This window comes from Geomonas paludis (assembly GCF_014193585.1).
GTDB lineage: Bacteria > Desulfobacterota > Desulfuromonadia > Geobacterales > Geobacteraceae > Geomonas > Geomonas paludis.
The window spans coordinates 837,716-852,731 of sequence record NZ_BLXY01000002.1; the positions used below are offsets into that span (position 1 = coordinate 837,716).

The following is a 15,016-nucleotide window of genomic DNA, read 5'->3' on the forward strand; positions in this document are numbered from 1 at the left end:
CAACACAGCAGCATGGAATTGGGGAAGGGAAACCTTCCCCAATTTTTTTTTTGCCCGCGCCCAATCGTTTCCTCCCCTTCCCCGCCGCCGGCCGGGACAAAAAAGTCAACGAATCGTTTCGGTTATCAGCAAAACAGTTTTACATCGTTATTTTTTTCTGTAGAATCAACGCCAGCTGAATCCAACAAGAGGTGGCCGCACATGCCCCATCAGATCTACCCACCGGAGCCAGGCGACGGGGAACTCCTTGCGGAGTTGCTGGGGGAGGTGCACGCTCTGCTCCCGCTGTTGGACCGGGACGAGGGGAAGAAACTGCTGCAAGGGCTCGTGTGGCACAGCTCGGAGGAGCTGGGCAAGCTGCGCCTGTACTCGTCGCGCGAAGAGGCCATCATCGAGCGGGTCCGCACCGAGACCGACTACGCGATGCTCCTGAAGCTCCACGAGGAGTTGAACCAGCTCGAGATGGAGCGTTTCCTCAACTTCTACTCCGTCACCGCCCTGCACGAGAACTGCACCTGGTACCGCGACGCCCTGGCCGGCCGCGCGCTGGAGCTGGTGGCGGCCGAGATGCCCTCCCCCCCGCCGGCACCCTTCGCCCTGGTCAGCATGGGAAGCGACGGCCGCGAAGAGCAGACCCTGATCACCGACCAGGACTACCTGATCGTGTACAGCGACGAGGGGGGCGAAGAGGCCGACCGCTACTTCCAGGAGTACAGCCGGATCCTGGTGGAGCGCCTGGCCGAGATCGGCTTCAAGAAGTGCAGCGGCGGCATCATGCCGGTGAACGACAACTGGCGCGGGTCGCTGTCGCAGTGGCAGCGCCGGCTGCACGCCATCGTGCGCTACGAAACCGAGGACTACGGCAAGAACATGATGGACCTCATCGTCCTCTCCGATGCCCGCTTCGTCGCCGGCGACGCCGAACTGGCGGGGAAGCTGGTCTCCCTGATCCGCTCCCTGCTGCAGGACTACTTCATGGCCCTTTGGGGCATGGCCAAGGCCGCCACCGAGATGAAACTGGCGCTGGGCTTCCTGAAGCGGTTCTGGACCGAGGGGAGCGGCGAACACAAGGGATCCTTCAACCTGAAACTCCTGGCTTGGGCCCCCCTGGTGATGAACGTGCGCATCCTGGCCATCAACCAGGGCATCCCCGCTACCTCGACCGTGAAGAGGATCGAACTGCTGGAAAAGGAACACAGCTTCTCCGCCAACATGGCGCGGGGGCTGGTGGCCGCCTACCGCATCCTCACCAAGCACCGCATCCTGCTCCAGATCAAGGTGATCAAGGGGATCCAGAACGACGCCTACTACCTGAACCCGTATTCGCTTCCCGCCGACGAGCGGGAGCGGATCAGGCAGGCGCTGCTTCTCATCGAGGACTTGCAGAAAACCATCCACACCAACTTCTCCATAGTCTAGGAGCGAGCGGTATGCGGTCCTGCGGGGTTCCCGCGGCGGGCCGCCATGAGCGGAGGAGACATGAGCCGGCCGGAAAAGTCCCACAAGGTCAACCTGTTCCGCCCCAAGGAGGGGCACATGCGGGACGAGGTGCACATCATCCTCGCCCTCCTGTTCGGCTGGGGAGTCTGCACCTTCGGGTTCCAGTTCCTGGTCTACGCCTGCCGCGGCACCGGCGCCGGCAGCCTGTTGACCCGTCTCACCCTGTTTAACCTGCCGCTGCACTTCTGGTTCACCGGGCAGTTCCTCCCCCTGTGGTTCATCGTCCTGTGCGTCATCTTCAACATCTACGTGGACCGCATCAGCGAGTACCACAGCCGCAGGAGAGACAGAAGCTATGAATGACTCGTCCTGGTCCATCTTCGTCGTTCTGCTGGTGCTGCTTTCCTTCATCCTGGTCGGGCTCAGGCAGAAGTCGCGCGAGAGCCACGAGTACGGCTTCGGCGGGCGCTACACCGGCAGGATCGGCGGCGGCGCGGCCATCGCCAGCAACTGGATGAGCGCCGCAAGCCTCATGGGCCTGGCCGGCATCATCTACCTGCGCGGCTACCAGGGGCTCGCCTACGTGATCGGCTGGACCGGCGGCTACGTGCTGCTACTGGTGCTGTTGGCAAGCCAGATCAGGCGCTTCGGCAAGTTCACCACCCCGGAGTTCGTGGGCGAGCGCTACGGCTCCCCCGCGGCGCGGCTCATGGCCGCGGTGATCGCCATCGCCATCTCGGTGATCTACTGCGTGGCCCAGTTCAAGGGGATCGGGCTCATCTTCGCCTTCATGTTCGACATCGGCTACGAGCAGGGGGTCACCTACGGGGCGCTGGCCGTGGTCTCCTACCTGGTGATCTCCGGGGCCCTCGGGGTCCCGCGCAACCAGCAGTTGCAGTACCTGGTGATCTGCGTCGCCTTCATCGTGCCCCTCATGTGGCTGGCGAAGAAGCTCGGCTATTTCTGGCTGCTGCCGCAGTTCGGCTACGGCCGGGCCCTGACCGACCTGGCCCGGGAGTTCCGCATCGACTTCACCCTCCCCTTCGCCGGGGACTCCCTCTTCGAGTGGTGCGCGCTCTGCTTCACGCTCATGGTGGGGACCGGCGGACTGCCCCACGTGCTGTCGCGGTTCTATACCGTTCCCAACGTACGTGACGCCCGCTGGAGCGTGGTCTGGGGGCTCTTCTTCATCGCCCTCATCTACTGGTCCGCCCCTGCCTTCGCCGTCTTCGGCAGGCTTTTGGAGGCGCGCCACGGCATCGTCTTTGCCCCCGAGACCGCCCGCGCCGCGGCCGACGTCATCGCGCTGAAGACCGCCCTCATGGCCGGGCTCCCCGGGTGGCTGGTGGGGGTGCTGGCGGCCGGGGCGCTGTCGGCCGCCTTCTTCACCGTGGCCGGTCTGTTGATGACCGGGGCCGCCTCCATCTCCCACGACCTCTACTACAGCTTCGTGAACCCCAAGGCCAGCGAGAGGGCGCGCATGCAGGTGGCCAAGGGGGGGACCCTGGTACTGGCCGCGCTGGTGCTCCTGGTGGCGATGAATCCGCCCGGGCTCATCGCCGAGATCACCGCGGTCGCCTTCGCCCTGGCCGGCAACACCATCTTTCCGCTGTTTCTCCTCGGGATCTGGTGGGACCGTGCCAACCGTTACGGCGCCATCGCCGGCATGGTCACCGGCGTCCTCTGCACCGTGGCCGCCCCGCTCCTGGGCGGGATACTGCCGGGGGTAGCCTCCTATTTCCCGGTCACCGCCTCCGCCCTGTGCGGCGCACCGCTGGTCATCTGCGTGATGATCGCCGTCTCCCTGGCGACCCCCGCCCCCCCCGAGGAGATGAGACGCTTCCTGGAGCAGGAGGTACACGGGCACCTGGATTAAGAGGCAAAAGATGTTCAACGTTCAACGTTCAATGTTCGACGTTAGGCTCATCCTTGAATTGCGGCTTTTAGCTGGTGCGTTGCCGTCACGGTGCAGGTGCCACATGGCGGGTAGAGAATCGAACGTCGAACCTTGAACGGCTTTTCAGTCTGTTCCAGTTGGTGCGCTTGCCGTCACCACACAGGTGCCAACGGAGCGCGCACACAATCGAACGTTGAACGTTGAACCTTCTAACCGGTTTTTCCTGTTTTTGGAGCTTTTATGCCCATGCTTTTGGGAACCAAGGGTGACGAGATCCTCAAGTGGCGCGCCAGTACGGAACTGGTGGCAAGCCTCAAGACGCGCCTGGAGCGCAAGTGGGGCAGCAGTTCGTCCCGCGAGGCGGAGGCCTTCCTCGGCACGCTGATCGACTCGCTCAAGGAGGAACTGGCCTACGAGGGGCAACTGGACCAGGAGCTGGCGACACTGGACCAGGCCATCGCGGAGGCCCCCACCCCGGCCTCGCTGGTGCCGCTCCAGACCCGTTACCGGGAACTGCTCGCCGCCCATTTCCGCCGCCGCAACTCCCCCCTGGCCCTGTGCGGCGCCTGCAACAAGCTGCACGACCAGGTGCTGCTGCGGGCGGCACAACTGGCCGAGGAGCGCATGCGCGACCTGGGGCAGGGGACGGCGCCGGTCTACGCGCTGCTCGTCTCGGGGGACCGTGGCCGCGGCGAACAGACCCTCTACAGCCGCAACCGGTACCTCTTGCTGCACCAGCTCGACTCCCAGCGCTTCTTCCTGTTCAGCCGCCAGCTCACCCAGGCGCTCCTCGAGGCGGGACTTTTGGCCGCCGGGGAAACGCCCTGGCACGGCTCCCTCACCGAATGGCGCTCGCTGCTGAAAAACGGGGACCGGCACGAGCCTCCCACGCCGGAACTGGAGCCGATGCTCCCCTTTGCCGCGGCCCAGAAACAGGCGGCGCCCCCGCTTCCCGAGTGGCGCTGGCGCCTGGAGTCGATGGCCGACCTGTGCCACGTGGCGGGTTTCGAGCCGCTGGCCGAACAGGCGCTCACCGCGGCGGCAGCCGCCCTCAGGGAGCAACGCGGGCGCGACCCCTTCTTCCAGCTGGCGCGCCGGGTCATCAGCCTCCCGCTCGCCCTCGGGCACTTCGGGCGCTGGCGCCTGGAGCGCGGCGGCGAGCACCACGGCGAGATCGACGTCGAGACACTGGGGCTCTCCCCCCTGGTGCAGCTGGTGCGCATCCTGGCGCTGCAGGCGGAGGTGCACGAGGGGGGCACGCTGGAGCGGGTGCGGCAGCTCCTGTACCGGGGCGCGCTGGACGTGGACCTGGCCGAGCGGCTCCTGAAGGCGCTGCAGTGCCTGATGCAGTTGAGGATCGAGGGTGAGATCCGCAGCGAGGGGGCGGCAGCCTTCGCCAACCCGGAGGAGTTCAGCATGACCCTGGACGGGCGGCTGCGGAGTGCGCTGGAGGCGGTGCTCAGCCTGCAGAAGATCGCCTACCAGCGGTTGGTGGGACAGGTATAGGTACCGGGCATGCGTATATCGATTTCCGCAGGAACGCTGTTCACCTTCCCCCTCCCCAAGGCATTCGCCATGGCGCGGGAGGCCGGCTTCGACGGCATGGAACTGGTGATCAACCAGGAGTTCCAGAAGGTGAACACGCGGCGGCTGGTGAAGGAGCTGGCCGAGATCATGCCGATCTTCTCGATCCATGCCCCGTTCCTGCAGTTGGACGGCTGGGGGAGCCCGGTCGATTCTCTGAAACGTTGCGTGGAGATCGCCGCGGACTGCGGCATCGGGCTGGTGAACTTCCATCCCCCCTCATGGATGGGACTGGAGTTCGCTTACTGGCGCTGGCTGTACCGGATGCAGGATTTTCAAAAGGAGATCGGGGGGGACCAGGTGGCGGTGACCCTGGAGAACATGCCCTGGACCGGCAAGTACCGCATCAACGGCTACATCCTCTCGGACACCCAGAAGCTGATCGAGTTCCTCCACGAAAGGAACCTCTACCTCACCTTCGACTGCACCCACATGGGGAGCGGGCGGGCCAACTTCATCAACGACTTCTACCTCTGTTACAACAGCGGCCGGATCAGGAACATCCACTTTTCCGACTACGGGCACGGCCGTCAGCACCTGCTGCCGGGGCACGGCATCCTGCCGCTGACCCGCTTCTTGAACCACCTGCGCAACACCGCCTACAACGACATCCTGACCCTGGAGCTCTCCCCACACGAGTTCCCCAAGGGGGAAGGGATCATCCAGGAAAGCCTCAAGGAGATCCTCGCCTACCTGAGGCAGGAGACCGCCAAGCCTACCCCCTGACCACGTAAACCGAGCACTTGGCGTCCCGCACCACCTTGTGCGACACGCTCCCCAAGAGCTTCCGTTTCAGGAACCCCTTGCCGGTGCTCCCGATCACGATCACGTCGATCTCCTCCTTCTGGGCGAAACGGATCAGTTCCTCGGCGGGATCGCCGTAGACCACCGCGGTCTCCAGCGGCACCTCCAGTTCGCCGGCGAGCTTCTCCACCACGTAGAAGATGCGCTCCTTGAGTTCGGTCCACTGGTCCTGCTCGGTGATGGGGCGTGCGGGGACGAAGTCGGTGAAGGTGTTGCGCGTCGCGTTGGGGAGCACCAGGAGGCCGTAGACCTTGCTCTTGAACTGGCTCGGGATGCCCGCCGCGAAACGGACCGCCTCCTCGGCGGCCTTGTCCGAAAGCGGTGAGCCGTCGATGGCCACCAGGATCTTTTTGCGCAGGTTGAGCATCTTTCCTCCGGGGTGCGGCTGGGGTGAAAGGCTGCACAACTATATAACATCGCCGCGGTTTTTCCTACAGGATTTTAACGCAAATCCCCCCTGCCCCCCTTCACAAAGGCTCTATTAGCACGCGCGGCAGAAGGGACTGGCTCCGAAAGGTGCCTGTCCCTTTAGCGGAACGCTCCTTTCAGCTCAGCCACCTTTAAGCCACTGAGGGGACAGGCACCTGGCGGAGCCAGTCCCCTCCTTCGGGGAAGGGCTCTGAGGTGTGACACAGGGGGGGCTGTAACAAAAAAAGGCGCCCGAAGGCGCCAGTTTGTCAGGATGCTCCGCCGCTCACAGCACCGGCTCGGCCTTTTCCGCCCGTTCCAGCAGCGTCTCTATCTCGTCGTGAATGAGCCCGTTGGTTGCCAGGATACGGTGGTCGTCGATGCGGTGCGGCTCGCCCTTGTGGTTGGTCACGGTCCCGCCCGCTTCACGCACCAGCAGCGCCCCGGCGGCGACGTCCCACGGCTTCAGCTTGCACTCCCAGTAGCCGTCCAGCCGCCCCGCCGCCACGTAGGCGAGATCGAGCGCGGCGGCCCCGGCCCGGCGCACCCCGCGCGCGGCAAGCTGCAGCTCGAAGAAGTTGCGGAAATTGTTCTCGTTGCCGCGGGCGGCATCGTAGGGAAACCCGGTGGCGATCAGGGACTGCCGCAAGGGCTTGCGCGACGAGACGCGGATGGGTGCGCCGTTGAGAAACGCCCCTCCCCCCCGGGTCGTCGTGAAGAGCTCGTCCATCATGCAGTGGTAGATCACCCCGAGGGTAAGCTCCCCCTGCCGTTCCAGAGCGATGGAAACGCAGAACCACGGGAAGCCGTGGGCATAGTTGGTGGTACCGTCCAGGGGATCGATGACCCAGCGCCAGGCCGGGTCACCGTCGGCGTAGAGGTTTTCTTCGGCCAGGAAACTGTGGCTGGGAAAGGCGCTCCGGATCCGGTTGACGATCATCTCCTCGCAGGCCCGGTCCACCTCGGTCACGATGTCGACCTCCCCCTTGAAGGAGAAGCTGAAATCGCTCCACAGTTTCTGCTTCTGGAGCGCCCCGGCCTCACGTGCGGATGCCACCGCGACCTCGAGCATCTGACCCAGCCCGACATCATTGGACATCAGTATCCTCCAGCAGTTCCTGCATCTCCTCGAGCAGCGTGAAATGGATCTCGTCCTCGTCGGCCATGGTCTGGAACATCGCGCGCTCCCAGGGGTGCAGCGCCTCACGGGCCAGTTCGGCGCAGGCCCGGGCGGAAAGCGCCTCGAACTGCATGGCGTGCCGGTATACCCCGAGGTCGCCCCGGTACCGGGACAGTTCCTCGGCCGAGAGCCGGCGCAGGATGCTGCGCGCCCCCTCCAGCGTCGCCGAGTGGCGCAGGTCCACCCTCCCCCCGTCCCGCAGCGCACGCAGCGCCCCCGCGTGACGCAGTTCATCCTCGCTGAACATCCTGAAGATGGTGGAGAGTCCCGCCACGCCCGCCTCTGCGCTGCAGCGTTCGTAGTACCCCATGCCGTCGCCTTCCTTCCGGAGCTCCATGTCCCTGGAATTCATAATCTCCCTCCCGAGATGTCTTTTTATGGCTGGAAAACAGTAACAGGAAATCTCTATATTTCAAAAAGGTAGGCGAGTTTTTTCGCGGCGCGGGAGAGGATCAAAAGGGGACTGGCTCCGCCAGGTGCCTGTCCGCTTAGTTGGAGAAGCTGGCTGAGGTGAAAGAAGCGTTCCGCGAGAGGGACAGGCACCTACCGGAGCCAGTCCCTTCAGACAAAAAGAGAGAGGGACCTGGCGGTCCCCCTCTCATTGCAACCTGTTGGGCAATCCTAGTTGTAGGCGGTCTCGGAGTGCTGGGTCTGGTCGAGGCCCATGATCTCGTCTTCCTTCTCGACGCGCAGGCCGATGGTCTTGTGCAGCACGAAGGCGATCACGAGGGTCACCACCACCGCGTAGGCGGCTGCTGCGCCGACGGCGATCAGCTGGGTGACGAACTGCTTCATGTTGCCGGAGGTGAGGCCGGTGGCGCCGACGGTGGCGAAGACGCCGGTCAGGATGGCGCCGGTGGTGCCGCCCACGCCGTGCACGCCGAAGGCATCCAAGGAGTCGTCGTACTTAAGCTTCGCCTTGAGCAGCACGCCGCCGTAGCAGACCAGGCCGCCGGCAACGCCCATGAGCAGGGCGGCACCCGGCTGCACGAAGCCGGCTGCGGGGGTGATCACGACCAGGCCGGCCACCACGCCGGAGCCGAAGCCCAGGGCGGAAGGCTTGCCGGCATGGATCCACTCGGCGATCATCCAGGTGAGACCGGCAGCGGCCGGTGCGATGGTGGTGGTCATGAAGGCGAGGCCGGCGAGGCCGCCCGCAGCGTCGGAGCAGCCGGCGCCCACGATGGCGGAACCCGCGTTGAAGCCGAACCAGCCGAACCACAGCACACCGACGCCGAGCAGGGTCAGCGGCAGGCTGTGCGGAGCCATGCGCTCGGTGGGGAAGCCGTGACGCTTGCCGAGGAAGGCGAGTACCACCAGGGCCGAGATACCGGAGGAGAGGTGAACGACGGTGCCGCCTGCAAAGTCAAGGGCGCCCATCTTGAAGAGCCAGCCGTCGGCCATCCAGACCCAGTGCGCCAGCGGATCGTAGACCAGGGTGGTCCAGAGCAGCACGAACAGGCAGTAGGCGGAGAACTTGATCCTCTCGGCCAGGGCGCCCGAGATGAGGGCCACGGTGATGATGGCGAACATGGCCTGGTACATGGCGAACACGTACTCGGGAATGGCGCCCGGCTCGGTGGGGACGTTCTGGAACAGCGCGTAGATGGCGTTGCCGTCCTTGAAGGTGATCAGCCCGTTCAGAAGGGCCTTGCTGAAATCGCCCACCAGGCCGTGCCCCATGTCCGGCCCGAAGGCCAGGGAGTAGCCGATGATGGCCCACTGCACGCCGACGATGCCCATGGCCACCAGGGAGTGCATCATGGTGGAGAGGACGTTCTTCTGACGGACCATGCCGCCGTAGAACAGGGCCAGGCCCGGGGTCATGAAGAGGACCATGGCCGCGGAGACCAGCATCCAGGCGGTGTCGCCGGTGTTGAGCACCGGTGCGACATTCTTGGCGGCCGGGGCGGCGGCGGGTGCGGCGGCGGCCGGAGCAGGCGCCGCTGCGGCGTCAGCGGCGGGGGCGGCGGCTGCGGGGGCCGCGGTGGCGGTGGCGGCAGCCGGCGCGGCGGCGGAATCGGCCGCCTTCTCCTCGGCTATGGCGAGGACCGGCACCAGCATCAGGCTGGCCAGAAGGGCCAGCTTGCCAAGTTTCATGGTGAGGCAGCTGGAAGCGGGCTTAGCTGCATCCTTTACCTTTCTAATGTCACGCATCATAACACTCTCCGTTGATCGTATTTTGGGTTGATTGAAAGAACCTTACGTCCTAGATCGCCTCGTCGCCCTTCTCGCCGGTCCTGATGCGGACCGCCTCTTCCAGCGACAGGATGAAGATCTTGCCGTCGCCGATCCTGCCGGTCTTGGCGGTATCTTCGATGGTGGTCACGGCTTTTGCCGCGAGCTCGTCGGCCACCACGATTTCCAATTTCACCTTGGGTATGAAGTCCACGACGTACTCTGCGCCACGGTACAGTTCGGTGTGCCCTTTCTGGCGCCCGTACCCCTTCACCTCGCTCACGGTGATCCCCTCGATTCCGATCTCGTTGAGGGCGTCCTTCACCTCGTCCAGCTTGAACGGCTTGATGATTGCTTCGATCAGCTTCATCGCATGCCTCCTTTGTTAGTTAATGGCGGTGGATTGGTCGTTTGCACACTGCGTGCATCACAGGTCTTGCAGAACATTCAGCAGGCCGATCAGCCGGCTTGCAGACATAGCATCCATCGGTTCCAGGTTTCACCCTCTTTTCAGGCCCCTGAAGGCTTCGATGCCCTTGCCTCTTGTTCAACTTTGAATAAACAGATCTTTGCAGCCTTGAAAACAGTCCCCCTTTCCCAATAATGATGCCCCTCCACCACGACCTGTGCACCATTGCCTAAACGGGCGGGAAAGCCTTCTGCGGCACACCATCGTGCCGTGTGACCAACCCTTAGCATAGGCTGTGCCAGCGCACATTCCCCGCCACAACCTGCTGAAAGTAAAGGATTTTTCACCGCAAAGCCGTAAACGCCGCCACGAGGCGGTCTTTTATTGCGGCAGCCATGATGTTTTTTTAGGCAGGAAAAACGGGAGCAGGAAGAGAGGTGGTGCGGCGGGAGGTCAGGGCGTGGCGGGCTCGGGGGCTGCGTCGTCGAGGGGGGCTGCGGGAGCGTGATCAGGGGCGGCGGCAGCGGCATGGCCGGCGGCAAACAGGCGCGGATACTCCTCCGGCCGCATCGGCCTGCTGAACAGGTAGCCCTGGTACATGTCGCACCGGTTCCTGGTCAGAAATTCAAGCTGCGCCTGGGTCTCGACCCCTTCCGCGATCACCTGAAGTTTCAGGGTATGCGCCATCTCGATGGTGGCGAGGGTGATGGCGGCATCGTCGGGATCGTTGGTGATGTCGTTGATGAAGGTCCGGTCGATCTTCAGCACGTCGAGCGGGAACCTTTTCAGATAGGAAAGCGAGGAGAAGCCGGTGCCGAAGTCGTCTATGGCCAGGCGCACCCCCATCCCCTTGAGGGCCTGGAGGGTCTTCACGGTCCGCTCGGTGTGCGCCATCAGCACCCCTTCGGTGAGTTCCAGTTCGAGCAGGCCCGGGTCGAGGCCGCTGCGCTGCAAGACGGCGGTGACGGTGTCCAAAAGCTCGTTCTTCAGAAACTGCTGGCCGGAGATGTTGACGGCGATGGTGACCGGCGGCAGCCCCTGGTCGATCCAGAGCTTGTGCTGGCGGCAGGCCTCCTTCATCACCCATTGGTCGATCTGGATCACCAGGCCGATCTCCTCGGCCAGCGGCAGGAAGCGCCCCGGTTCGACCACCCCCAGTTCCTTGCTGTTCCAGCGCACCAGCGCCTCGATCCCCACCACCTCTCCGGTGCGGCAGCTGACCTGGGGCTGGTAGTAGACCTCGAATTCCTCCTCCTTGAGCGCCTTGTGCAGTTGGCTCTCCAGGATGATCCGCTCCAGCGCCTTGGCGTTCATCGACTCGTCGTAGATCTGGTAGCCGTTGCGCCCCTGCTCCTTGGCCTGGTACATGGCGCCGTCCGCGTTGCGGATCAGGTCGCTGGCCGTGGTCGCGTCGAAGGGATAGAGGCTGATGCCGATGCTGGTCGAGACGAACACCTCCTGCCCTTCCAGCGAGTACGGGACCGACACCGCGTCCAGGATGCGCCGGGCCACCTTGGCCACGTCTTGAAAGTGCTCGATGTCCGAGAGCATGATGGTGAACTCGTCGCCCCCCAGCCGCGACACCAGCGACGGGGGGCAATCGTCCTCGGCGCGCGCCAGGCAGTCGCTGCGGCGCACGCAACGCAGCAGGCGGTCGGCCACGTCCTGCAGCAGCCGGTCCCCCACCCCGTGCCCGAGCGTGTCGTTCACCAGCTTGAAGCGGTCCAGATCGAGAAACAGCACGGCCAGCATGCGGTCGTTTCTGTTGGCGTAAACGAGCGCCTGCTCCAGTTGCTGCTGGAAGAAGCGTCGGTTGGGGAGGCCGGTCAGTGCGTCGTAGTAGGCCAGGAGGCGAATCTGCTCCTCGGCCCTTTTGCGCTCGGTGATGTCCTGGATGGTCCCGGTCAGGCTGACGGCTTCCCCTTCTTCATCCAGCACGGTCACCAGTTCGGCGTGCAGGGTCCGCTCCCCCCCGTCCAGGGTGATGCGGTAATCGAAGCTGAGCGGGGAGCGTTTGGCGATGGCATCCTCGATGGAGCCCTGCACGAAGGCGCGGTCCTGGTGGTGCACCGGGTCGAGGATGGGGTTGCCGTCGCGCTGGGCGGGATCGATGCAGCAGATGCTGTACACCTCTTCTGAGCAGCGGATCTCGCCCGTGGTGAGGTCCCATTCCCAGGAGCCGATGTGGGCGAGGCTCTGGGCGTGGGCGAGGCCGGCCCGGCTCTCCCTGAGCTGCTCCAGGGCGCTGCTGGCCCGGAGCATGTAGCTCACCCGGTAACCCAGGATGTGCCAGTTGATCGGTTTGGTGATGAAGTCGGTGGCGCCGACCTCGTAGGCGCAGTCGATCGATTCCAGGTCGTTCAGGCCGGTCATCATGAGGACCGGCGTGTCGCGCCCCCCCTCGGTGCGGCGGATGGAACTGCAGACGGAGAAGCCGTCGACGCCGGGGAGCATCACGTCCAGCAGCACCAGGTCGGGGGCGTGCGCGACGAAGTCCTCCAACGCCTGCTCGCCGGTCTCGGCGTCGCGCACCGCGAAGCCGGAATTCTCCAGGGTCTCCCGGGCCAGCAGACGCACGGCCTGGTCGTCGTCCACCACCATGACCAGCGGGGTGGCCCGCTTGGACTTTCTGGTCAACATAGCGGCCCTCCCCGCAGCGCGTCGCGCACCAGCCGGTACTCCTCCTCGACCTGGTGCAGCAGCGGCAGCGCTCCTTCCGTGGAGCCGGCTCTCCCGAGGCTCTCCAGTTCCATGCAGACACCGGCCAGGCGCAGGGCGCCCAGGTTGGCGCTGCTGGACTTGAAACTGTGCGCGGCCGCCTTGAGCTTCTCCGCGTCGCCGCCGGATTCCGCCTCGCGCATGGTCTGCAACAGCGCCGGGGTGCTGGCGAGATACAGGTCCACCACCTTGCGCAGGATCTCCATGCCGCGGTTGCCGGGGAGCGTGCGGATCATCTCCAGCGCGCCACTCATCTTGTCGTGGGAGATGACCTGCAGCGACTCCTCGGGGGCTCTCTTGGCATCCCCGTCCCCCTCGGCCGCGGTCGCGGTCGCAGCAGAGCCGTCCAGCTGCCGCTCCATCGCCTTGGCGATCTGCTCGCAGGTGAAAGGCTTGGATAGGTAGTCGTCCGCCCCGGCCTCCAGACAGGCCACCCGGTCCCCGGGCATGGCGTAGGCGGTGAGCGCTATGATGGGGACCCGGTTGCCGCTCCCCTGCTCCCACCCCCTGATCCGCCTGGTGGCCTCCAGCCCGTCCAGGACCGGCATCTGGCAATCCATGAAGACCACGTCGTAGCGGTTGCGCTGCACCTCGCTCACCGCGGCGGCGCCGTCCTCCACCACCTTGACGCGGCACCCCAGGCTCTCCAGCATCCCCCTGCCGACCTCCTGGTTCACCACGTTGTCCTCGACGAGGAGCACCTGGCGCTGGCGCGGCGCCGGAGCGCCGCAGCACCCGGCATCCAGCCGATCTTCCTCGTCCATGCCCAGTGCCGCCATCACGGCCCGGTAGAGCCCCTCCTGCCCCAGCGGCCGCCTCGGGAAGGAAGTCGCCTCCAGCTCCGCCAGGCGCGGGTCGCCGCCTTGTTCCTCCCGCTCGGTGAGCAGAAGGATCCGGACCGAGCGCCCCGCCGGCACGGTGCGGAAGGTCGCGGCCAACTCGATCCCGTCCGTGCCGGCCAGGCGGTGGTCGAGGACCGCGAGGTCGAAGGGGGCGGTCACGATGCGGCAAAAGGCATCAGGGGCGTCCCCCACGCATTCCAGATCTATCCCCCAGGAGGAGAGTTGTTCGCCGATCCCCTCCCGGGTCGCTTCATCGTCGGTCGCCAGGAGCACCCGTTTGTCCCGCAGCGCCGTGCAGCAGCGCTCCAGGCGCGGGGCCTCCTCGTGCACCTCGAGCCGGGCGGTAAAGCTGAAACGGGAGCCTTTTCCCGGCTCGCTCTCCAGCGCCAGCGAGCCCCCCATCAGTTCGGTCAGCTGCCGGGCGATGGCCAGTCCCAGTCCGGTGCCGCCGTACTTGCGGGTCATGGACTCGTCCCCTTGGGTGAACTGGTTGAAGATGCGCAGCTGCGCCTCCGGTGGAATGCCGATGCCGGTATCCTCGACGGTGAAGCGGAGCAGGGACGGGGTCTCGGCGACCGCCAGGGAGAGGCGCACCCACCCCTTCATGGTGAACTTCACGGCGTTCCCCAGCAGGTTCACCACCACCTGGCGCAGCCGTCCCGGGTCGCCGAGGAACATGCGCGGCAGCCCCGGCTCCATTACCAGGGTCAGCTCGAGCCCCTTTCTGGCCGCGTCTTCCGCGCAGACGGCGATCGCGTCCGAGGCCAGCTGGTGCAGGTCGAAGGGGATCTGCTCCAGTTCCATCCGCCCGGCCTCGATCTTGGAGAAATCCAGGATGTTGTTGATGATGGAGAGGAGCGCCTCCCCGGAGCGTCGCACCGTGTCCACGTAGCGGGTCTGTTCCTTGGTCAGGTCCGTCCCCAGCAGGAGTTCCGTCATGCCGAGCACGCCGTACATCGGGGTCCTGATCTCGTGGCTCATCTGCGCCAGGAAGTCGGACTTGGCGCGGTTGGCGGACTGGGCGCTCTGCATGGCGTCGCGCACGCTCTCGAGACTCGCTTCCAACTGCCGGTTCACCTCCGACAGTTCCAGGGTCCGTTCCGCCACCTCCAACTCCAGTTCCTCCGAGTGCAGCGCGAGACGCTCGTCCCGGACGGAGATCTCGGCCAGCATGTTGTTGAAGCAGGCGAACAGCACCGCCAGCTCGTCTTCGCCGGCGCGCTCCACCCTGACCCGGTAATCCTGGCTCCTGGAGACGATCTCCATCTTCCGGCTCAGGTCACGGATCGGCTCAGAGATGGTCGAGTCGATGCGCTGGGAGAGGAGCGCGGCCAGCCCCGCCGAGCCGAGCAGGGCCAGGGTCAGCTGGAAGCAAGCGAAGAGAGGCAGCGCGGAATCCGGGGCTGCCGGGGAAGAAGCGGGATAGTGGTAGCAGATGAAGCTGAGGGTGAGCGACAGGAGCAGCAGCGTGTTGCAGCCGAGGAGGAACGTGATCAGTCTGGACTTCAGGGAGCTTTTTCCCGGCCACGGCAGCTGCACGACACCTCCTTTGTCGC

The 15,016-nt window shown here is 65.2% G+C and carries 12 protein-coding genes; 5 read left to right on the forward strand and 7 right to left on the reverse strand.

Annotation, left to right across the window (positions count from 1 at the left end):
* Positions 1–201 precede the first annotated feature (201 nt).
* The 5 genes from H7687_RS09200 (at position 202) to H7687_RS09220 (ending at position 5,647) form a co-directional block, all read left to right on the forward strand.
* Complete coding sequence (locus H7687_RS09200) at positions 202–1,419, forward strand: putative nucleotidyltransferase substrate binding domain-containing protein (RefSeq protein WP_183346750.1); 1,218 nt, start codon at positions 202–204, stop codon at positions 1,417–1,419.
* Positions 1,420–1,479: 60 nt separating this feature from the next.
* Positions 1,480–1,803: a DUF4212 domain-containing protein gene (locus H7687_RS09205; RefSeq protein ID WP_183346751.1), complete on the forward strand. Its 324-nt coding sequence runs from the start codon at positions 1,480–1,482 to the stop codon at positions 1,801–1,803.
* The gene (locus H7687_RS09210) at positions 1,796–3,316 is read left to right on the forward strand and encodes a VC_2705 family sodium/solute symporter (protein ID WP_183346752.1); all 1,521 of its coding nucleotides are present in this window, start codon (positions 1,796–1,798) and stop codon (positions 3,314–3,316) included. Before H7687_RS09205 ends, H7687_RS09210 begins: the two co-directional genes overlap by 8 nt.
* Before the next feature lie 261 nt (positions 3,317–3,577).
* Complete coding sequence (locus H7687_RS09215) at positions 3,578–4,843, forward strand: putative nucleotidyltransferase substrate binding domain-containing protein (RefSeq protein WP_183346753.1); 1,266 nt, start codon at positions 3,578–3,580, stop codon at positions 4,841–4,843.
* Between the two features lie 9 nt (positions 4,844–4,852).
* Positions 4,853–5,647 carry a sugar phosphate isomerase/epimerase family protein gene (locus H7687_RS09220; RefSeq protein WP_183346754.1) on the forward strand — a complete coding sequence of 265 codons (795 nt, stop codon included), beginning with the start codon at positions 4,853–4,855 and terminating at the stop codon, positions 5,645–5,647.
* Here H7687_RS09220 and H7687_RS09225 read toward each other — a convergent pair.
* From H7687_RS09225 to H7687_RS09255, 7 genes are all read right to left on the reverse strand, one after another.
* Positions 5,637–6,092, reverse strand: a complete 456-nt coding sequence (locus tag H7687_RS09225; protein WP_183346755.1) for a universal stress protein — start codon at positions 6,090–6,092, stop codon at positions 5,637–5,639. The genes H7687_RS09220 and H7687_RS09225 overlap by 11 nt on opposite strands.
* 327 nt (positions 6,093–6,419) lie before the next feature.
* Positions 6,420–7,232 carry an inositol monophosphatase family protein gene (locus tag H7687_RS09230; protein ID WP_183346756.1) on the reverse strand — a complete coding sequence of 271 codons (813 nt, stop codon included), beginning with the start codon at positions 7,230–7,232 and terminating at the stop codon, positions 6,420–6,422.
* Positions 7,222–7,665, reverse strand: a complete 444-nt coding sequence (locus H7687_RS09235; RefSeq protein ID WP_183346757.1) for a ferritin family protein — start codon at positions 7,663–7,665, stop codon at positions 7,222–7,224. The genes H7687_RS09230 and H7687_RS09235 overlap by 11 nt, the downstream gene beginning before the upstream one ends.
* Before the next feature lie 269 nt (positions 7,666–7,934).
* Entirely contained in the window at positions 7,935–9,473 is a 1,539-nt protein-coding gene (locus tag H7687_RS09240; protein WP_183346758.1) for an ammonium transporter, read from the reverse strand.
* Positions 9,474–9,522: 49 nt separating this feature from the next.
* Positions 9,523–9,861, reverse strand: a complete 339-nt coding sequence (locus H7687_RS09245) for a P-II family nitrogen regulator (protein ID WP_183346759.1) — start codon at positions 9,859–9,861, stop codon at positions 9,523–9,525.
* Positions 9,862–10,353: 492 nt separating this feature from the next.
* Positions 10,354–12,540 (reverse strand): putative bifunctional diguanylate cyclase/phosphodiesterase, encoded by a 2,187-nt coding sequence (locus H7687_RS09250; protein ID WP_246404736.1) that lies wholly within the window; start codon positions 12,538–12,540, stop codon positions 10,354–10,356.
* Complete coding sequence (locus H7687_RS09255) at positions 12,534–14,999, reverse strand: response regulator (protein WP_183346760.1); 2,466 nt, start codon at positions 14,997–14,999, stop codon at positions 12,534–12,536. Before H7687_RS09255 ends, H7687_RS09250 begins: the two co-directional genes overlap by 7 nt.
* Positions 15,000–15,016: the final 17 nt, after the last annotated feature.

Coding starts and splice junctions, on each gene's coding strand:
- H7687_RS09200 (WP_183346750.1), top strand. CDS start 202: ATGCCCCATCAGATCTACCCACCGGAGCCAGGCGACGGGGAACTCCTT.
- H7687_RS09205 (WP_183346751.1), top strand. CDS start 1,480: ATGAGCCGGCCGGAAAAGTCCCACAAGGTCAACCTGTTCCGCCCCAAG.
- H7687_RS09210 (WP_183346752.1), top strand. CDS start 1,796: ATGAATGACTCGTCCTGGTCCATCTTCGTCGTTCTGCTGGTGCTGCTT.
- H7687_RS09215 (WP_183346753.1), top strand. CDS start 3,578: ATGCCCATGCTTTTGGGAACCAAGGGTGACGAGATCCTCAAGTGGCGC.
- H7687_RS09220 (WP_183346754.1), top strand. CDS start 4,853: ATGCGTATATCGATTTCCGCAGGAACGCTGTTCACCTTCCCCCTCCCC.
- H7687_RS09225 (WP_183346755.1), bottom strand. CDS start 6,092: ATGCTCAACCTGCGCAAAAAGATCCTGGTGGCCATCGACGGCTCACCG.
- H7687_RS09230 (WP_183346756.1), bottom strand. CDS start 7,232: ATGTCCAATGATGTCGGGCTGGGTCAGATGCTCGAGGTCGCGGTGGCA.
- H7687_RS09235 (WP_183346757.1), bottom strand. CDS start 7,665: ATGAATTCCAGGGACATGGAGCTCCGGAAGGAAGGCGACGGCATGGGG.
- H7687_RS09240 (WP_183346758.1), bottom strand. CDS start 9,473: ATGATGCGTGACATTAGAAAGGTAAAGGATGCAGCTAAGCCCGCTTCC.
- H7687_RS09245 (WP_183346759.1), bottom strand. CDS start 9,861: ATGAAGCTGATCGAAGCAATCATCAAGCCGTTCAAGCTGGACGAGGTG.
- H7687_RS09250 (WP_246404736.1), bottom strand. CDS start 12,540: ATGTTGACCAGAAAGTCCAAGCGGGCCACCCCGCTGGTCATGGTGGTG.